Source organism: Flavobacterium sp., from assembly GCF_031537875.1.
Lineage (GTDB): Bacteria > Bacteroidota > Bacteroidia > Flavobacteriales > Flavobacteriaceae > Flavobacterium.
The window spans coordinates 81,426-101,046 of record NZ_JAVKNB010000010.1 but is presented as its reverse complement, the minus strand read 5'-3'; the positions used below and the strand labels follow the sequence as shown (position 1 = coordinate 101,046).

At 35.2% G+C, this 19,621-nt stretch carries 22 protein-coding genes; 10 read left to right on the top strand and 12 right to left on the bottom strand.

Annotated features, from left to right (window positions below):
- Positions 1 to 14: 14 nt before the first annotated feature.
- The 9 genes from RMR09_RS05650 to hisS all read right to left on the bottom strand — a co-directional run bounded on the left by RMR09_RS05650 (position 15) and on the right by hisS (position 8,850).
- Entirely contained in the window at positions 15 to 809 is a 795-nt protein-coding gene (locus tag RMR09_RS05650) for a Cof-type HAD-IIB family hydrolase (protein WP_310594825.1), read from the bottom strand.
- 18 nt (positions 810 to 827) lie between these two features.
- Positions 828 to 1,046: a putative signal transducing protein gene (locus RMR09_RS05645; RefSeq protein ID WP_229325230.1), complete on the bottom strand. Its 219-nt coding sequence runs from the start codon at positions 1,044 to 1,046 to the stop codon at positions 828 to 830.
- Positions 1,047 to 1,147: 101 nt separating this feature from the next.
- Positions 1,148 to 1,792, bottom strand: a complete 645-nt coding sequence (locus RMR09_RS05640; protein ID WP_310594824.1) for a DEAD/DEAH box helicase — start codon at positions 1,790 to 1,792, stop codon at positions 1,148 to 1,150.
- Positions 1,793 to 1,830: 38 nt separating this feature from the next.
- Positions 1,831 to 2,994, bottom strand: a complete 1,164-nt coding sequence (locus RMR09_RS05635; RefSeq protein WP_310594823.1) for a sigma-54 dependent transcriptional regulator — start codon at positions 2,992 to 2,994, stop codon at positions 1,831 to 1,833.
- Between the two features lie 74 nt (positions 2,995 to 3,068).
- Positions 3,069 to 4,385, bottom strand: coding sequence for an ABC transporter permease (locus tag RMR09_RS05630; protein ID WP_310594822.1), 1,317 nt, complete (start codon positions 4,383 to 4,385; stop codon positions 3,069 to 3,071).
- Positions 4,386 to 4,392: 7 nt separating this feature from the next.
- Positions 4,393 to 5,316 (bottom strand): ATP-binding cassette domain-containing protein, encoded by a 924-nt coding sequence (locus RMR09_RS05625; RefSeq protein ID WP_310594821.1) that lies wholly within the window; start codon positions 5,314 to 5,316, stop codon positions 4,393 to 4,395.
- 146 nt (positions 5,317 to 5,462) lie between these two features.
- Complete coding sequence (gene dnaJ, locus RMR09_RS05620; RefSeq protein WP_310594820.1) at positions 5,463 to 6,578, bottom strand: molecular chaperone DnaJ; 1,116 nt, start codon at positions 6,576 to 6,578, stop codon at positions 5,463 to 5,465.
- 17 nt (positions 6,579 to 6,595) lie between these two features.
- Positions 6,596 to 7,174 carry a nucleotide exchange factor GrpE gene (locus RMR09_RS05615; RefSeq protein ID WP_310594819.1) on the bottom strand — a complete coding sequence of 193 codons (579 nt, stop codon included), beginning with the start codon at positions 7,172 to 7,174 and terminating at the stop codon, positions 6,596 to 6,598.
- A gap of 305 nt (positions 7,175 to 7,479) precedes the next feature.
- Complete coding sequence (hisS, locus tag RMR09_RS05610) at positions 7,480 to 8,850, bottom strand: histidine--tRNA ligase (RefSeq protein ID WP_310594818.1); 1,371 nt, start codon at positions 8,848 to 8,850, stop codon at positions 7,480 to 7,482.
- Positions 8,851 to 9,024: 174 nt separating this feature from the next.
- Here hisS and RMR09_RS05605 point away from each other — a divergent pair, with 174 nt between their 5' ends.
- Positions 9,025 to 10,266, top strand: a complete 1,242-nt coding sequence (locus RMR09_RS05605) for an ABC transporter permease (RefSeq protein ID WP_310594817.1) — start codon at positions 9,025 to 9,027, stop codon at positions 10,264 to 10,266.
- Positions 10,267 to 10,375: 109 nt separating this feature from the next.
- Here RMR09_RS05605 and prmC read toward each other — a convergent pair whose 3' ends face one another.
- Positions 10,376 to 11,230 carry a peptide chain release factor N(5)-glutamine methyltransferase gene (gene prmC, locus RMR09_RS05600; RefSeq protein WP_310594816.1) on the bottom strand — a complete coding sequence of 285 codons (855 nt, stop codon included), beginning with the start codon at positions 11,228 to 11,230 and terminating at the stop codon, positions 10,376 to 10,378.
- A 20-nt stretch (positions 11,231 to 11,250) separates the two neighbouring features.
- Positions 11,251 to 11,736 carry a GNAT family N-acetyltransferase gene (locus RMR09_RS05595; protein ID WP_310594815.1) on the bottom strand — a complete coding sequence of 162 codons (486 nt, stop codon included), beginning with the start codon at positions 11,734 to 11,736 and terminating at the stop codon, positions 11,251 to 11,253.
- 103 nt (positions 11,737 to 11,839) lie between these two features.
- Here RMR09_RS05595 and ribD point away from each other — a divergent pair, with 103 nt between their 5' ends.
- The 3 genes from ribD to RMR09_RS05580 are packed head-to-tail and all read left to right on the top strand — an operon-like array spanning position 11,840 to position 14,123.
- Positions 11,840 to 12,883: a bifunctional diaminohydroxyphosphoribosylaminopyrimidine deaminase/5-amino-6-(5-phosphoribosylamino)uracil reductase RibD gene (ribD, locus tag RMR09_RS05590; RefSeq protein WP_310594814.1), complete on the top strand. Its 1,044-nt coding sequence runs from the start codon at positions 11,840 to 11,842 to the stop codon at positions 12,881 to 12,883.
- Positions 12,876 to 13,478 carry an HAD-IA family hydrolase gene (locus tag RMR09_RS05585; protein WP_310594813.1) on the top strand — a complete coding sequence of 201 codons (603 nt, stop codon included), beginning with the start codon at positions 12,876 to 12,878 and terminating at the stop codon, positions 13,476 to 13,478. The genes ribD and RMR09_RS05585 overlap by 8 nt, the downstream gene beginning before the upstream one ends.
- 15 nt (positions 13,479 to 13,493) lie before the next feature.
- A complete protein-coding gene (locus RMR09_RS05580; RefSeq protein WP_310594812.1) occupies positions 13,494 to 14,123 on the top strand; it encodes a YigZ family protein in 630 nt (209 codons plus the stop codon).
- A gap of 29 nt (positions 14,124 to 14,152) precedes the next feature.
- On the opposite strand, the gene RMR09_RS05575 is transcribed toward RMR09_RS05580, so the two are convergent.
- Positions 14,153 to 14,557, bottom strand: a complete 405-nt coding sequence (locus RMR09_RS05575) for a thioesterase family protein (protein ID WP_310594811.1) — start codon at positions 14,555 to 14,557, stop codon at positions 14,153 to 14,155.
- Positions 14,558 to 14,745: 188 nt separating this feature from the next.
- On the opposite strand from RMR09_RS05575, the gene dnaA reads away from it, so the two are divergent.
- The 6 genes from dnaA to RMR09_RS05545 all read left to right on the top strand — a co-directional run bounded on the left by dnaA (position 14,746) and on the right by RMR09_RS05545 (position 19,612).
- Complete coding sequence (gene dnaA, locus RMR09_RS05570; protein ID WP_310594810.1) at positions 14,746 to 16,173, top strand: chromosomal replication initiator protein DnaA; 1,428 nt, start codon at positions 14,746 to 14,748, stop codon at positions 16,171 to 16,173.
- Between the two features lie 7 nt (positions 16,174 to 16,180).
- Positions 16,181 to 16,648 carry a low molecular weight protein-tyrosine-phosphatase gene (locus tag RMR09_RS05565; RefSeq protein ID WP_310594809.1) on the top strand — a complete coding sequence of 156 codons (468 nt, stop codon included), beginning with the start codon at positions 16,181 to 16,183 and terminating at the stop codon, positions 16,646 to 16,648.
- A 30-nt stretch (positions 16,649 to 16,678) separates the two neighbouring features.
- On the top strand, positions 16,679 to 17,401 hold the full coding sequence (locus tag RMR09_RS05560) for an SAM-dependent methyltransferase (RefSeq protein ID WP_310594808.1): 723 nt from the start codon (positions 16,679 to 16,681) through the stop codon (positions 17,399 to 17,401).
- Positions 17,402 to 17,491: 90 nt separating this feature from the next.
- Positions 17,492 to 18,373 (top strand): SDR family oxidoreductase, encoded by an 882-nt coding sequence (locus RMR09_RS05555; protein WP_310594807.1) that lies wholly within the window; start codon positions 17,492 to 17,494, stop codon positions 18,371 to 18,373.
- A 151-nt stretch (positions 18,374 to 18,524) separates the two neighbouring features.
- Positions 18,525 to 19,133 carry a uridine kinase gene (gene udk / locus RMR09_RS05550; protein WP_310594806.1) on the top strand — a complete coding sequence of 203 codons (609 nt, stop codon included), beginning with the start codon at positions 18,525 to 18,527 and terminating at the stop codon, positions 19,131 to 19,133.
- A gap of 152 nt (positions 19,134 to 19,285) precedes the next feature.
- Positions 19,286 to 19,612, top strand: a complete 327-nt coding sequence (locus tag RMR09_RS05545; protein ID WP_310594805.1) for a septum formation initiator family protein — start codon at positions 19,286 to 19,288, stop codon at positions 19,610 to 19,612.
- Positions 19,613 to 19,621: the final 9 nt, after the last annotated feature.

Genomic DNA, 19,621 nt, shown 5'->3' with positions numbered 1-19,621 from the left:
TGCGCGCGCAATGACTACAAAATAAACCGTCTTACTACCTCAGCTACACCGTGGTCGTTATTGGAAGCTACAATCACATCGGCACGGTCACGCAATTCAGGAGTTACATTATCTACCCAAACGCCTAAACCAGCATATTCTACCATAGTTAAATCATTGCCTGCATTACCTACAGCAATAATTTCTTTTTGATGAATATTCAATTTTTCAGCTAAGAATCGGATGCTCGCTGCCTTGTCAATACCATTTTGTGCTACTTCCAAAAAGAAAGGCTTGGACATACAAACACTCAAATGCGGCATAGCTTCTTTTAAATGGGTTTCCACATTTTTAAGATAGTCAGGATCTTCTAACAAAATACATTTTATCGCCGAGGATTGTACTTCGGCTTTAAAATCAAGCACTTTGTTATGAGCTAAACCAGTAATATTTTTTTCAATGTCGATATATTGGGAGTCGGTTTCACTCACAATTTGATTGTTCACATAGGTAATAATATGCGTTTTGTGCTGTACACTATAATCGTACAAAGCGTGGATTTGTTCTTGAGTTAGGGTTTGCTCAAAAATCACTTCATCATTGGATAAATCCGTAATCACCGCTCCGTTATAGGAAATCATATAGGAATCGTCTAATTCTAATTCTTTAGCATACGCTGTCATGGCAGGTGTTGGTCTTCCCGAAGCTAAAACCACATATACGCCTAATGCTTTGGCTTGAGCCAACATACTTTTATTTTCTTCAGAAATGGTATGGTCATCGGTCAACAGCGTATCGTCCATATCCAAAACCAACATTTTATATTGCATCTCTTTTGGGTTTCGAAATTAAATACTCATTCTGAATTCCTCAATCACCGGATTGGCTTTTGCAAAATCAGTTTCTTGTATAAACAATTCCACCGCTAAATCTGCATTACCAAATCCACCCAATCGTGCCGATTGAATATTGTCTTTCTTCATTGTAGTCACTCCCGCTTCTTCTAATTTTTCCTGCAAGCCCATCGCTAAGACTTCGCTTCCAGAAAACACTTTCATTAATCCCATATTTTATTTATAGTTTAAATTCAAAAAAATAGTACGCATTACGAAATTAAGACCCATTAAGTTATTCCTTAATTTTACTTAATATCTTAATGGTTTTAAAATTACTCTTCCTCTGCATCTTCTTCGTTTTCTTCTTCTTCGAAATCAAATTCAAACGGCTCCAACAACATTTTGTCTGCCAAAATAGCCACTCGTTCGGTATATTGTTCCGTAAAAATAAGGCGTTGCGTTTTGGCAATACTATTCGAAATACGCATGATTTTAGTATCATGACGCAATTTTAAAATAGGATCAGCATCATCCAAAATGAACATTTTCAAACGGTTGACATTGTAGCCAGCCGTTGAAAACATATCACTCAATTTGTTGGGTGTCCCAATCAAAACATCAATACCTGTAGAAATATAATTTTTATCATAATCCATGTCGCCTTTATCATGAACTCCATATACCTCAAGTGGATCATATTTACCGTATTCTTCAAACAAAGCCTCCATTTCCAGCACCTTCGCTTTGTCTTCCACAATGATTAAAGCACGGGGAGATTCCTCTTGTTTTCCGGCTAATTGCTGAATTACATTTAAGACAATCGTAGTTGTTTTACCACTGCCCTTTGGCGCTACAATCAAACAATCTGCTCCACTTTTAATGGTAGAAAATGTTTCTTGTTGCAGCTCATTGGCTTCAGTTAAACCACTTTCGATTAAAGCATTCTGAAGGGCTTCGTTTATTTTTTTTAATTTCATCTTCTTTTTTTAGAAGCGATTTTTATTCGCTTTTATATTTATTTACTAGCAAATAGCTTGACATCATTCTCCGAGATTTCATTTCCTCCCAAAATAATCAAACGCTCCACTACATTGCGTAATTCTCTAATATTTCCTGTCCAATCGTATTCTTGTAACAACTGAGTGGCTGCCTTCGAAAAAGTTTTAACCGCAGTCCCTTGTTCCGAAGCAATCTTGTCAGCAAAATGAGCAATGAGCATCGGAATATCTTCTCTTCTATCGTTCAACGCAGGCACTTTAATTAAAATTACCGCCAAACGATGGTACAGATCCTCACGGAAACGCCCTTCGGCAATTTCTTTTTTCAAATCTTTGTTCGTAGCCGCTACCACACGCACATCGACTTTAATGTCTTTGTCGGCGCCTACTCGCGTAATCATATTTTCTTGCAAAGCACGCAACACTTTGGCTTGAGCCGAAAGACTCATATCCCCAATTTCATCTAAGAAAATCGTGCCTTTATCGGCCGCTTCAAACTTACCTGCACGGTCTTTTACCGCTGAAGTAAAAGCGCCTTTGACATGACCAAACAATTCGCTTTCTATCAATTCTGACGGAATGGCGGCACAATTGACTTCTACCAAAGGAAAATTAGCACGTTCACTTTTCTCATGCAACTGATGGGCTACCAATTCTTTTCCAGTTCCGTTGGAGCCTGTAATCAAAACACGGGCTTCAGTTGGCGCCACTTTTTCAATCAACAATTTGATGTGGTTAATTGCTTCGCTTTCGCCAATCATTTCGTAGTTTTTGCTAACTTTCTTTTTAAGAATTTTGTTTTCGACTACCAATTGTTTTTTGTCCAAAGCATTTCGAACCGTATTCAACAACCGATTCAAATCAGGTGGTTTTGAAATGTAATCAAAAGCCCCCAAACGCATCGTATTAATTGCCGTTTCCATATCGCCATGACCCGAAATCATGACCATCGGAATTTCTGGTTTGATTTTTTTTACCGCTTCGAGCAATTCGACACCGTCCATTTTAGGCATTTTGATGTCGCACAAAACCAAATCGTAATCGGTATTTTTTATCTTTTCATATCCTGCAGCACCATCCTCAGCTTCCTCAACAACATAAGCTGTATTCTCTTCCGAAAGAATTTTAACCAAAACTCTTCGGATAGCGGCTTCATCTTCTATGATTAATATTTTACTCATTTTTGAACAGGTTATATGTTGATTTGGTTATTTGGTTAAACTATTAAACTTATAACCTTTTAAACTCATACACATTAATACTTCAGCCATCGATACAATTCTTTCCATGTTGGTTTTTTGCCATACATTAAAATTCCTACACGATAAATTTTGGAAGCAAACCAAACCACTAAAAAGAAGGTCGCAAATAATATAGTAATAGAAAGCGCAATCTGCCACAAAGGTACGCCAAACGGTATACGCATCAGCATCACAATAGGAGAAGTCAGCGGCACCATCGAAAAGACTGTAGCCACTGTTCCGTGCGGATCGTTAACTACCGTAAAAAATCCAATGTAAACACCCAATACCAAAGGCATGATAATAGGCAATAAAAATTGTTGCGAATCAGTTTCGTTATCTACGGCCGCTCCAATTGAAGCGTAAAAAGAACTATACAAAAAGTATCCTCCTATAAAGTAAATGACAAAGCAAATTAAAATGGTAGCAATGGGTAAATTCCATATTTCAGTAATATACATTTGAGCGGTAGTAGCCAATTCTTGTTGGGCTGATTGTATCATTTCAGGTGGGATTTGATTAGTAGCTCCCACATTAGCTCCCAAAAACATAGAAGCCGAAAACAACAAACTCAAACCGATAATGGCCCAAATAAAGAATTGCAGAATTCCCGCTAAGGAAGTTCCTATGATTTTTCCCATCATCAATTGAAATGGTTTTACCGAAGAAATAATAATTTCGATAATTCGGTTGGTTTTTTCTTCAATCACAGAACGCATCACCATATTGCCATAAATGATGATAAACATCATAATCAAATAACCGAAAGCACCGCCAATAGCAATTTTAATTTCGTTCAAGCCTTTCAAACTTTGTTCGCCAGAGGCTTTTTTCAAATTAATAGTGACTTTGGCTTCTGCCTGGTGAATTGCTAAAGTATCTAAATGTGCCTCTTCTAAATTAGTCAAAGTCATTTTCTTAGAAATAACTTCTTGTGTTTTTTCGACAAAGGAAATACTCGGACTTTCGTTAGAAATAAACTGAATTTGATTTTCTAAAGTCGTATTGTTTTTTGCTTTTGGAATGAACAAGACCCCTTCGTAAGTTTCGTCAATAATATTTTTCTTGAGTGTAGGTAAATCTACCGCCGACAAATCAAGATAATTATATTCCTCAGCCGTTTTATTTTGAGCTAAAAATTCACCGACAAATTTTCCCGATTCATCATGAATAGCAATCTGTTTGGTATCCGCTTTCATAGAGCTCAAATACCCTACAAATAAAGCGATTCCAACAAATAGTAAGGGACTTAAAAAAGTCATTACAATAAAGGATTTATTGCGCACTTTGGCAATGAATTCTCTTTTAATAATTAACGAAATGATACTCATTTAGCTTTTATTTATTGGTTACTGTTTGAATAAAAATATCATTCACACTAGGTATTTTTTCTACAAAATGAGTCACTTGTCCGCGTTGTGTTAAAATATGTAGTAACTCGTTTGGACTTGCATTCCCCAACTGCACCTCTAATTTCAATTCATTATTCAACGATTTAAATTGGGCTGGTGCCAAAGTGAATTTTTGAGTAATATCATACATCAGGCCTTCTACATTGTCCGAAAGGATACCCACTTCAAAACTATTCGTTCTAAATTGTTTTTTAACGTCGTCTAATTTTCCTTCAATCAATTTATTGGATTGATGAATCAAAGCGATGTCATCACACAGTTCTTCTACACTTTCCATTCGATGCGTAGAAAAAATAATGGTCGAACCTTGTTCTTTCAATGCTAAGATTTCGTCTTTAATGACATTCGCATTCACAGGATCAAAACCAGAGAAAGGCTCATCAAAAATTAACAGTTTTGGCTGGTGCAATACACAAACTACAAATTGGATTTTTTGCGCCATTCCTTTCGATAGCTCTTGGATTTTTTTATTCCACCACCCTTGAATTCCCAGTCGGTCAAACCAATAATCGAGTTGTTTTTTGGCTTCGGCTTTGGTCAAGCCTTTCATTTGTGCCAAATACAAACATTGCTCCCCAACTTTCATACTTTTGTACAAACCTCTTTCTTCTGGAAGATAACCAATGTACTGCACGTGTTTGGGTTGTAATTTTTCACCATCCAAGATGATTTCTCCGCTATCGGGTAATGTAATTTGGTTGATGATTCGAATAAGGGAGGTCTTCCCTGCTCCATTGGGTCCCAATAAGCCGTAAATACTCCCTTTTGGAACTGACAAAGAAACTTCATTTAGCGCTACGTAATCGCCGTATTGCTTCACTATTTTATTAACTTCAAGTAAAATACTCATACTGGATTCTATTTTAGTCCCTTTTGACTTTGGTGTGTAAAAGTAAAGAATTAGTCCCTAAATACTTGGTTTTGTTACATAAAAAAACCCACCCTTATCAGAAACAAGGATGGGAAAATATTTTTTGAATTCACTAGTAGAAAAAACTAAGAAAACATGTCTTTTACTTTTTCAAAAAAGGACTTGTCTGATTTTTCTGGATTAGGAGCGAAATTCTCATCGTTTAAATTTTTCTCGAAGAATTCTTTTTGTTCCTTGTTCAATGTTTTTGGTGTCCAAACATTCACGTGAACTAACAAGTCTCCGTTTCCATATCCATTCAAACTTGGAATTCCTTTGCCTTTCAAACGAAGAATTTTACCCGATTGAATTCCTTCTTCTAATTTGATTCTCACTTTTCCGTTTACCGCTTCAATATCTTTTGAAATACCTAGAACCGCTTCAGAAAAACTGATGTATAAATCGTAATGTAAATTCTCGCCTTCACGTTTCAAGAACTCGTGTTCGATTTCTTCGATAGCTACAATCAAATCCCCTGGAATACTATTTCCTGGCGCATCGTTTCCTTTGTTAGACACTTTCAATTGCATGCCATCCACTACTCCTGCTGGAATCTTGATTGCTACTGTTTCGTCTTCTTGAATCATCCCTTGCGAATCTGCATTCGCTGGTTTTTTATCTAAAATCTGACCCGATCCGCCACAAGTTGGACAAGTCGAAGCCGATTGCATTCTTCCTAAAATGGTATTCGTAACACGCATCACCTGTCCTTGACCATTACAAGTCGAACATGTTTTATACGTTACGCCTTGCGCCTGAACCTTACGTTTCACTTTTACTTTTTTCTCTACCCCATTGGCAATTTCTTCCAAGGTCAGTTTGACTTTGATACGTAAATTACTTCCTTTTGTACGACGAGGACCGCTACTTCTACCACCACCAAATCCGCCACCGAATCCGCCACCAAAAATATCACCAAACTGACTGAAGATGTCATCCATATTCATTCCGCCATGACCACCACCAAAACCTCCAGCACCATCAAATGCTTGGTGTCCGTATTGATCGTATTTGGCTTTTTTCTGAGGGTCGCTCAAAACTTCGTAGGCTTCAGCAGCTAATTTGAAGTTTTCTTCCGCTTCTTTATCCCCCGGATTTTTATCAGGGTGGTATTTAATTGCCGATTTTCTATAGGCTTTCTTAATTTCAGCTGCATCCGCACTTTTTGAAATGCCTAATATTTCGTAAAAATCTTTTTTCATAATACTACCATTTTGGTTTAGTTACCAATAACTACTTTTGGGAAACGGATAATTTTATCTCCTAATTTGTACCCTTTCTCCAAAATATCAACGATTTTTCCTTTCATTTTATCAGAAGGAGCTGGAATTTGAGTAATTGCTTCAGCAAAATCAGCATCAAATGCATCACCTGCCTTTACTTCAACTTCTTCTAATCCTTTAGCAACTAGAGTCGATTTTAATTTTTCATGAATTAATTCTACCCCTTTAACTAAAGATTCGTCCCCTGATTTACTAATTTCGATCAAAGCTCTGTCAAAATCATCTAAAATTGGAAGCATTGCTAACAACACTTCTTGATTAGCTGTTTTGAACAACTCTACGCGTTCTTTTGAAGTTCTTCGTTTGTAATTTTCAAATTCAGCAAATAATCGTAGAAATTTGTCTTTTTCCGCTGCTAAATCTAAGGCTAATTGCTCTTCAACTGGTAATTCTTCGATACTTGCTTGTTCTTCATTTGCCTGTGTTTCCGTTGGCGTTCCTTCAATTTCTTGATCGATTTCTGTTTTCTCAGTAGTCATATTACTTGTATTTTTAAAAATATTCTTAAACTTCATTTTAATTTCTTTTGGATTGCAAAAGTACTGCCAAATCTTCAAAAATGTCAAATTGTCACCTTAAAGGCAGTTATTTATTGGAAAAATTCATTGGGGTTTTTTTACTAATCTCTTTTTTATAGCCAATAAAATTTAATAAAATTTTAAGACTATTTCGTTTTCGATTAGATTAAGTTTGTACTCGAATCAGTCATTACATTGGATTGAATCCCTAAATTAAAATTAAGGTTCGTTTTTAAATAATTATTAATTCAGTATTACCTTATAGTAGAAAAAGCTTCGTTCCCATCAAACGAAGCTTTTTTTTATGCTAAAACTTTTTTTAGTGCTTCTAAATCTAGTGAATTTTGTTCGCCGGTAAGAAGATTTTTTAAAGTATACGTATTCGAATTCATCTCTTGATCACCCGCCATTACTGCAAAAGGAATATTTCGTTTATCAGCGTGTTGAAATTGTTTGGCCAACTTAGCGTTGTCTGGATACAACTCTACTTTTATTCCTGATTGACGCAATTCTTTGATGGCTTTCATCGCATAAAATGCTTCTTTTTCACCATAATTAATAAATAATGCTTGCGAAGTTGCCGTTACTGTTGTTGGAAACAATCCTAATTCTTCTACGACCAAATAAATACGGTCTAAACCGAAAGAGATTCCAACCCCACTCATGTTTTTCAAACCAAAAATACCTGTCAAATCATCGTAACGACCACCGCCACCTATGGAACCCATAGCCACTCCTGCTGGTGCCGCCACCTCAAAAATAGCTCCTGTATAATAATTCAACCCTCGAGCCAAGGTAACGTCCAAATCTAAAATAGCGGTTGTCAATCCTAAGTCGGTCACTTTATCACAAATAAAACGCAGTTCTTCCACCCCTTTCATTCCTTCTTCTGACTCCGCTAACAAAGTCGATAACTGATTGATTTTCTCTGAAAAAGATCCAGTAAAGCTAAACAAAGGTTGCACCTTAGCAATCGTAGTTTCCGAAATTCCTTTCTCTATCATTTCCTTTTTAACGCCGTCTTCACCAATTTTATCCAACTTATCTAAAGCTACCGTAAAATCAATCAATTTATCTGAAGCGCCAATCACTTCTGCAATTCCAGAAAGGATTTTTCTATTGTTAATTTTGATGGTCACTCCATTCAATCCTAAAGCAGTAAAAACACCGTCGTACAATTGCACCAATTCCACTTCTTGCCACAAAGAGGCAGAACCTACTACATCGGCATCACACTGAAAAAATTCTCTGAAACGCCCTTTTTGAGGACGATCAGCTCTCCAAACGGGTTGGATTTGGTATCTTTTAAAAGGAAATTCAATTTCGTTTTGGTGTTGCACCACATAACGTGCAAAAGGCACTGTCAAATCATAACGCAACGCTTTTTCTGAAATACTTGACGTTAATTTAGTGCTGTCCTTTGCTTCCAAATGAGTTGCATTGGCTTTTGCCAAATAATCCCCTGAATTCAATATTTTAAATATCAAACGATCCCCTTCTTCACCGTACTTACCCATCAAGGTTTCAGAATTTTCAAAAGACGGAGTTTCAATAGGTTGAAAACCAAATTTCTCAAAATTACTTTTGATTACTTGGATAATGTACTGACGTTTTGCCACCTCAGCAGGTGAAAAATCTCGGGTTCCTTTTGGAATACTTGGTTTTGATGCCATTTTAAATATACGATTTACGAAATAGGATGTACGATATATGATATACGATGTACTATTATACTTTGAAATTCTAAATACTGAAATTCGGTACAAATATCTTATTTTTAAAATAAATATCACGGATTCTAAAGCAAACTTGTAACAAAAATTGTATTTTCGTGACAAATTGGTACTATGCTAAATTTATTCAAAGAAAACGTGAAGATTGCAATTGGTTCTGTTCGAACACAATTGTTGCGTACCATATTAACGGTATTGATTATTGCTATTGGTATTACCGCATTAGTGGGGATTTTAACCGTAGTAGCCGCCTTAGAAAATACCATTTCTACTGATTTTGCTTCGATGGGTGCCAACACCTTCAACATCAATCAATACGAAAACACCACGAGACGAAGAGGAAACGAAGAACGAGAAATCATCAATCCTATTATATCGTATCCTGAAGCAGTCTCTTTTCAGAATAAATTCAAGTACCCGTTTACCGAAACTTCGCTTTCTTTTACTGCAACTTCTAAAGCTGAAGTGAAATTTGGCGCTATCAAAACCGACCCTGAGATTACGGTAGTAGGAGTTGATGAAAATTTTATTCCTAACTCCGGTTTAGAAACTAATTTAGGACGAAACTTTAATGGATTTGACATTGACAACAATACCTATATGTGTGTAGTGGGATCTGATTTTGAAAAAGGATTGCTTAAAGATGTAAATCCAATCAACAAAGTAATTTCTATTAGAGGGGCTAAATTCAAAGTAATTGGAGTATTAAAAGAAAAGGGATCTACTTTTGGCAACAGTCAAGATCTACGTGTTTTAATTCCTATTCAAGTGGCTCGTTCTTTATTCACCGCACCCAAAATAAATTACACGGTAAGTGTAATGGTCGGTAAAAAAGAATTGCTTGATCAGGCCATTGACAATGCCACTAGTACCATGCGTAGTATTCGAAAATTGAGTCCTGTAAAAGACAATAATTTTGCAGTAGTCCGATCTGATGATTTGATTAATAGAATTCTTGGAATTACCAAATACCTTGGACTAGCATCATGGCTCATTGGAGTAATTACCGTTTTAGGATCCTCAATTGCTTTAATGAATATTATGATTGTTTCGGTTACCGAACGTACCCGAGAAATTGGCGTTCGAAAAGCCTTGGGAGCTAAAAAATCAACTATTGCTTTTCAGTTTTTTATTGAAACTTTATTGATTGGTCAATTAGGCGGATTAGTGGGTATTATCTTCGGAATCTTGATTGGTTTTGGAATTGCCACTGCAATGCACTTTGATTTTGTTATTCCTTGGGGAGCAATAATGGCAGCCTTCATCACGAGTTTTATTGTAGCTATTGTTTCAGGATTGTATCCAGCAATAAAAGCGGCAGTATTGGATCCAATTGAGGCGTTGCGCTACGAATAAGTCTATTTACGATTTACGATATTAGATTTACGATATTGGATATTAGATATTGGATATTAGATATTGGATATTGGATATTTCGTAAATCGTACTTCTTATATCGTATATCTTACCTCGTACTTTTCGTCATTCTATCGTTTCCGTAAACATCTTTACGAAGTTCTGTATTTTGAAAGTTCATTTCTTTCAATAATGCTACCATTTCTTGTCCTAAATACTGATTGATTTCAAAATACAATTGACCTGTTAGACTCAGATTTTTCTGTGCCAATTGCACAATCTTTCTATAAAATAGCAAAGCATCATTATCGGTTACAAAAAGTGCCAAATGGGGCTCATTGTCTAACACATTTTTCTTGATTTCTTGTTTTTCCAAATCACGAACATAAGGCGGATTGGAAACAATAATATCAAATTGGTGTCTTAAATCTTCCGTTTCCAAAATACTTTGATGAATGAACTGAATAGCAACTTGATTTGATTCGGCATTTCTTTGTGCAGTAGCCAAGGCATGTTCCGAAACATCCAAAGCAAAAACTTCTGAATTAGGCAAATTCTTAGCTAACGAAATCGCAATACAGCCACTTCCCGTTCCGATATCGAGAATTTTCAACTTCTGAGTTCTAACTTCTGAGTTCTGACTTTCGATTATCCAATCCACCAACTCTTCTGTTTCTGGTCTCGGAATCAAAACATTGGGATTAACCTCAAATTCCAATCCGTAAAAATGAGTTGTACCTAATAAATATTGTATTGGAATTTCTTTCTTTAGCTGGTCCAAAATCAAATTCCAAGTTTCCAATTCTGTTATCGAAAAAACTAAATTGGGTTGTAGTGCTAAATCCACTCGCTTTAGCTGATGTTTCGCATCCAAAATAAGATAGAAAAAACTATCCGCTTCTTCCATACCATATATGGGAGTCAGTTCTTGAATAAATTGATCTCGGTACTGTTTTATTGTCATATTAAGGTGTTACTATAGTTTTACAAATCCTGCAACATCCATACTGGACAACTGGTATGCCCCGTACAACCCATAGGTGCATCAATGTATTCAAAACCTGATTTTTTGTATAATTTTTGTGCCGCATGCATAAAAGGCATCGTCTCTAAATAGCATTTTTCAAAACCAAATTCTCTTGCAGATTGCAAACAAATTGCCATCATTTCACTGCCGATTCCTCTCCCACGAGTTTCAGGTAAGAAGTACATTTTTTGCAATTCACAAATACTTGGCGCTTCATTTTCCAAAGGAGCTATTCCGGCAACGCCCTTTATTTTTCCATCCTGTTCAACAACATAATATACTGACCTTGGCTTGTTGTATTCTTCATACATCAAGTCCAGATAAGGATCCTCATAAGCCGTCCCCACTTTAGGAATATTCAATTCATCAAAAACAGCGCGTATTAATTGAGCTACTGCTGCATTGTCTTTTTTCTCTATTTTTCTGATGAGCCAATTTTCCATTTGTATAAAAACTAATTTAAATGGCAAAAATAACTATTTGTTTATTACAATTTTCGAAACTTATCCCATAAATCGGAAAGCTAAAAAGTAGTACTTTTGTAACATGAACAATCACGAACACTATATCGCTCGTTGTATCGAACTTGCTAAAAACGGTTTTGGAACTACCTATCCGAATCCGATGGTGGGTAGTGTGATTGTGTATAATGGTCAAATCATTGGCGAAGGTTGGCACAAAAAAGCGGGCGAACCTCATGCCGAAGTGAATGCTATTCGTTCAGTAAGAGATCGATCATTGTTGGACAAAGCCACAATTTACGTCAGTTTAGAGCCTTGTAGTCATTTTGGAAAAACACCTCCTTGTTGCGATTTAATCATTGAAAATAAAATCCCAAATGTTGTTATTAGCACAGTCGATTCTAATATAAAAGTGGCTGGAAAAGGCATCAAGAGGCTTAGAGAAGCTGGAGCCAATGTTATTGTTGGTGTTTTGGAGGACAAATGCTACGAACTCAACCAACGCTTTTTTACGTTTCACGAAAAGAAAAGACCCTTCATTATATTGAAATGGGCGCAAACCAAAGACGGATTTATTGCTCCTTTAGAAAAAAAAGAACAAAAACCCGTTTGGATTACTAATTTGTATTCCAGACAATTAGTGCATAAATGGCGAACCGAAGAACAAGCTATTTTAGTAGGTACACAAACGGTAATTGACGATAATCCTCAATTAAATGCTCGAGACTGGGACGGTAATAATCCTATCCGAATCATAATTGACCAAAACAATCGCATTCCTAGAACTTCGTATGTATTTGACAATCAAACTAAAACTATCCTGTTTTCTAAAAACAAAACTTTAATTTCCTCGGAAAATTGTATCTTTGAAGTAATTGATTTTCAACAAAATATAGCCCAACAAATCATTGACAAATTGTACGAACATCAAATTCAATCCCTAATTATTGAAGGTGGGGCGCAAACATTACAAACTTTTATTGAGGCAAATTTGTGGGATGAAGCCCGAATATTTACTGGAAATATTGAGTTTGGAAACGGAATCAAAGCACCAATACTCAACCAAATTCCTTATAAAAAGGAAGAAATAGCTACTGATGAATTACTAATAATTAGAAATTATGATTGATACTATTATTTTTGATTTTGGAGATATTTTCATCAATTTGGACAAACAAGCCACAATTGATGGCTTGCAACGTTTAGGTTTATCTTCATGGAATGAAGACTTAGACCAATTGAATATTTCGTTTGAAAAAGGTCAAATTTCTAGAGATAATTTTCTTTTAGGGATTCAAAAACACATCCCTAATGCGACAATAGACGAAATTTTAGCTGCTTGGAATGCCGTTTTGCTAGATTTTCCATTGCGCCGCTTGGAATTTTTACAACTATTATCTCAAAAGTACCGACTCTTTTTATTGAGTAACACCGATGCCATCCATATTGATCATTTTGAACAAAGAGAAGGCGCCTCATTTTATGGTGACTTTTACCAATGTTTTGAAAAGGTGTATTTTTCTTATGAAATGGGTATGCGAAAACCAGATGCCGAAATTTATAATGCATTGATTCGTTTACACGAACTATCGCCAAAACGCACTTTATTTGTAGATGACAAAAAAGACAACACTGATGCGGCTAAAACTTTAGGATTACAGGTTTGGAATCTTCAAGTAGGTCAAGAAGATGTGGTTGAACTCTTTGACAAAAAAATAATTTAGAATACCATTAGCCTTTTGGAAATCAAAGATACCTATACTACAATTGCGCAAGCTACTGATGAAATTATATTCAAAGAAAAGAGCAGTAAATTCTTTGGCTATGCCTATCCTATCCAATCAGAAGATGAAGTAAAACCCATAATTGATATTTTACGGAAACAACACCCGCATGCAGTACATTATTGTTATGCCTATCAAATTGGAACTGAAAAAATAAGTTATAGAGCTAATGACGATGGCGAACCTAGCAATACGGCTGGTGCTCCAATTTATGGTCAAATTCAATCTTTTGGGTTAACCAATGTACTTTTAGTAGTTGTTCGAATCTTTGGAGGTATCAAATTAGGAGTAGGTGGATTGATTACAGCTTACAAAACTACCGCACAAATGGTATTAGAAGAAGCTGAAATTATTGAAAAAACAATTGATATTCATTTTTTGATTTCGTTTGACTACAAAAACATGAATAAAGTGATGCGAGTTATCAAAGAGAAAAAATTAGACATTGTCACTCAGACTATGGAATTAGAAGAAGATTCCGGAATCGCTTTAGGTAAAATTGAAATCAAAACCCGAAAAAAAAATGCCGAAATAATTTTCGACATTTTTGACACCTTATTTGAAATCGAAATTAAACGCCTTTAAAAAAACTAAAAAAGCATTTATTTACTGATTTATTCCATATCCTTTAAAAGTTCCAAAATATAATCTGGAGGAGCAATTGGACGACCTGTTTTTAAAGATACAAAAACTAAAATAAATTCGGCAGTTGTTAATAACTCATTTAGCTCATTATAAATCTTACAATCGAATTCTATCTTAACCGAAGACTGACTTTTGAAAGCGGTATGAACCGTCAACAACTCATCATATCGCGCTGACTTTTTGTAATTAATATTCATTGAAACAATCGGAAGCGCAATTCCTTCCTCTTCCATGCTTTTATACGAAACCCCTTTGTTTCTAAGCCATTCAACACGACCCATTTCAAAATAAGGGATGTAATTCCCGTGATACACTACTCCCATCTGATCGGTTTCAGAGTAACGTACACGAACTTGAATTTGATGATCTTTCATTATTTATTATTTAATTTTTATTGATTCTAAAATGTCCTATACAACAATATTTTTACTAAAAAAACTATCGAATAATTTTTTTTTAAAGAAATTTGTTCACATATTTGTTGTCCCAGAAAAATACAAGAATAGCCCCACCTTTTTTTGTAAAAATAAAGTAACCAAACTTAAATAATTTAACCGAATATATGAACAAAACTGCTCAATCAGTATGGGAAAACTGTTTATCTTTCATAAAAGATAATATTCAAGACCAAGCCTACAAAACTTGGTTTGAACCAATCAAGTCAGTTGAGCTTACAGATAATGCGTTATATATTCAAGTACCAAGTAAATTTTTCTACGAATGGCTAGAAGAACATTACGTTAAATTATTAAAAGTAGCGCTTACCAAAGAACTTGGAAAAAACGCAAAGTTACTCTATAAAATTAAAATGGAGAACACTTACGGTAATAAACAACCCTATACAGAGCAATTACCGAGTGCCAACAGAACGCAAATGAAACCGCAAGATGTTGATGCCCCATTAAAAAATTTAAACCCTGAACTTAAAAACCCTTTTGTAATTCCTGGTATTCGTAATTTAAAAATCGAATCGCAGTTGAATGCTAATTACAGTTTTGACAACTTCTTAGAAGGAGACTCTAACCGTTTAGCACGTTCTGCGGGTATGGCTGTTGCTAATAAACCAGGAGGAACTTCTTTTAACCCATTATTGATTTTTGGTGGAGTTGGTTTAGGAAAAACTCACTTGGCTCACGCTATTGGTGTAGAGATTAAAGACAAATATCCCGAAAAAACTGTTTTATATATTTCTGCTGAAATTTTCACGCAACAATATATTGATTCAGTTAAGAAAAATACTCGAAATGATTTTATTCATTTCTACCAATTGATAGATGTATTAATCATTGATGATGTTCAATTCCTTTCTGGAAAATCAGGAACACAAGATGTATTCTTCCATATTTTCAATTATTTACACCATAACGGAAAACAAGTTATCTTGACTTCTGACAAGGCACCTGTTGACATGCAAGACATTGAACAACGTTTGTTGTCTCGTTTCAAATGGGGATTATCTGCTGAATTGCACCAACCAGATTATGAGACTAGAGTTTCAATCTTAAAGAATATCTTGTATCGTGACGGTGTTGAAATGCCAGAAGAAATTATTGAATACGTAGCTCGCAACATTAAAACTAATGTTAGAGAATTAGAAGGCGCTATAATTTCTTTGATTGCTCAATCTTCTTTCAATAAAAAAGAAGTGACAATTGAATTAGCAAAAAGTATCGTAGAGAAATTCGTAAAGAATGTCAAACGCGAAATTTCTATCGACTACATTCAAAAAATTGTTTCCGACTATTTCCAATTGGATTTAGAAACACTACAATCTAAAACTAGAAAAAGACACGTTGTACAAGCAAGACAATTAGCGATGTTTTTTGCCAAAAAATTCACTAAAGCTTCTTTGGCAAATATCGGATCTCAAATTGGAGACCGCGACCACGCTACTGTATTGCACGCTTGTAAAACCGTTGACAATTTAGTTTCTACTGACAAACAATTCAAAAAGTTTGTCGAAGACATCAACAAAAAATTAACCTTATAGACAGCAAATGTCCGTAAAAATCGTAATGGTTTGTTTGGGAAATATCTGTCGGTCACCCTTAGCCGAAGGAATATTAGCCTCTAAATTACCCAAAGATAAATTTACTGTAGATTCTGCAGGTACTGGTTCTTGGCATATTGGTCAATCTCCTGATGATCGTTCTGTGGCAGTTGCTCAAAAAAATGGACTAGACATTTCCTATCAAAGAGGAAGACAATTCAGCCGTACCGACTTTGATACTTTTGACTACATTTATGTAATGGATAATTCTAATTATGACAATGTTATCGCTTTGGCAGAGACCAAAGAACAAAAAGAAAAGGTAATTCTTATAATGAACGAGTTATATCCATCACAAAACAAAGACGTCCCTGATCCCTACTTTGGAATGCACAACGGATTTGACATTGTGTACGCCATGCTAGACGAAGCTTGCGATGTAATTGCTCAAAAATTGATAGCAAAACATCAATAAATACATTTCTCAACTCTAAAAAACATCTATATGAACAACACTAACTCTTTAGGAAAACTGTATTTAATTCCGGTGACCATGGGAGAATGTGACCCTATGGATGTCTTACCTCAAACAGTAAAAAGAACCATTGAATTCATTGACTATTATATTGTTGAAAACGAAAAAACAGCACGTAAGTCTATCAAAGCGGTACTTCCTGAAAAAAAACAATCCGAATTAGTTCTTTTTGCACTGAATAAACATACCGATGTAAAAGAACACCTTAGTTTTATCCAACCTTTACTTGAAGGAAAAAATGTAGGTTTAATGAGCGAAGCAGGTTGCCCAGGAGTGGCTGATCCAGGTGCTGTTATTGTAAAATTGGCTCATGAAAAAGGAATACAAGTTATTCCTCTCGTTGGCCCTTCTTCTATTCTTTTAGCGATGATGGCTTCTGGAATGAACGGACAAAGTTTCACTTTTAACGGTTATTTACCTATTGATAAAGGAGAAAAAAAATCAGCTTTGAAAAATTTTGAAAAATTGTCTTTTGACAAAAATCAATCGCAAATTTTTATTGAAACACCTTATCGCAACAATAAATTAGTAGAAGATATTCTGCAAGCACTTCAACCCTCAACGCATTTGTGTATTGCAACCGATATCACCTTACCAACCGAGTATATCAAAACACTACGAGTTGCTGATTGGAAAAAAACCAAAGTAGACTTACACAACCGTCCTACAATTTTTATCATACATAAAATGTAATTCTTCTAAGTTTACATTTTCTATTAGCTGCATAAATAATATGCATGCATATTATTTATTTGTTATATTTACTTCTAAAATTGATGAACTATGAGTTATACAGATAAAATGCTACGCGACGACGCGTTGAAAGGAAAAGTAATTGTGGTTACTGGAGGTGGAAGCGGTTTAGGCAAAGCAATGACTAAATATTTCCTAGAATTAGGCGCTAAAGTAGCCATTACTTCACGTGATTTAGACAAACTAAAAAATACTGCAGCCGAATTAGAAACCCAAACTGGCGGAACTTGTTTGCCTATCCAATGCGACGTTCGTCACTATGAAGAAGTGGAAAACATGCTTCAAGAAACCCTAAAAGCATTTGGCAAAGTAGATATTTTATTAAACAATGCAGCTGGAAACTTCATTTCGCCAACAGAGCGTTTGTCGTCCAATGCTTTTGATACCATTATAGACATTGTATTAAAAGGAACCAAAAATTGTACGCTTGCTTTTGGAAAACATTGGATTGACACCAAACAAACATCCTCTACCGTTTTAAATATTGTGACTACTTATGCTTGGACAGGTTCAGCTTATGTAGTTCCTAGCGCCACTGCAAAAGCGGGGGTTTTAGCTATGACCAAGAGTTTAGCAGTAGAATGGGCAAAATATGGGATTCGTACCAATGCCATCGCTCCAGGACCTTTTCCAACCAAAGGAGCTTGGGATCGATTATTACCTGGTGATTTAGCCGAAAAATTTGATATGGCTAAAAAAGTGCCACTAAAACGGGTGGGAGATCACCAAGAATTAGCCAATTTAGCTGCCTATTTAGTATCAGATTTTTCAGCTTACATTAACGGTGAAATAGTAGTAATTGACGGAGGCGAATGGTTAAAAGGCGCTGGACAATTTAATCTATTAGAAGATATTCCTGCGGAAATGTGGGATATGTTAGAAATGATGATTAAAGCCAAGAAAAATAAATAATACCAGTAAGAAAGGGAGTTCAAAAAAGAACTCCCTTTCTTTTGTCAATGAACCTAATAAATATATACCAAATTAGCAAACATTTAGCAAAAAACGAATTCACTCTGAATTAAATTCCTATTTTTGTTAGATAAAAACACAACATAATCATATGCTCATTATTGGAATCGCAGGCGGAACAGGAAGTGGCAAAACTACTGTAGTAAATCAAATTGTAAACGAATTACCAGAAACTGAAGTTGGTATCATTTCGCAAGATTCTTATTATAAAGAAAATATCGGAATGACTTATGAGGAAAGGGCTGCCATCAACTTTGACCACCCAAGATCCATTGATTTTGATTTATTAGTGCAGCATCTCAAAGAATTAAAAGCAGGAAATAATATCAATCAACCGGTGTATTCTTTTGTGACGCACAATAGAACAAGCGATACTGTTTTTACACATCCGAGAAAAGTAATGATTGTAGAAGGTATTTTGATCCTAACAAATCCTGAATTAAGAGATTTATTTGATGTGAAAATATACGTTCAAGCTGATCCCGATGAGCGCCTAATTCGACGTTTAAAAAGAGATATTGCTGATCGTGGAAGAGACATGGATGAAGTATTGAATCGCTATCAAACGACATTAAAGCCGATGCATTTGCAGTTTATTGAACCCACAAAAGCATTTGCGGATATTATCATCCCAAATGACAAGTACAACACCGTAGCAATTGATGTAGTACGTGCCGTAATACATCAAAAAATTCAATAATTAAGTTATAAATTTATACTGTAAAATAATATACAAATCCCTGATTCAATTGTAGGTATACAATTTTTTTAGGAGCTATTTCCCGCTTTTCGTTTCAATCCATTCTAAAAAGAATGGGATTTTCACTGCAATCGGGGCTAAAAAAAAGTAAAATGACAAACCCATTTAAAGACAAATCTTGGTTTAAATTATTGAGTAACAAATACATTTTAGTATTAGTGTTCTTTACTACTTGGATGCTATTTTTAGATAATTATTCGTATTTCGATCATCGCTTCTTAGACAAACAAATAGATGAATTAGAAGATAATAAAACCTATTATCAAGAAGAAATAAAGAAAGATAAACGACATATCAAAGAACTCAAGAATATTGAACACGTAGAGAAATACGCTCGTGAAAAGTACTATATGAAAAAAGACAGCGAAGATATTTACATCATCGAGTTTGAAGGAGATAGTGCCATCAAAAGCAAATAATTCTGCGAT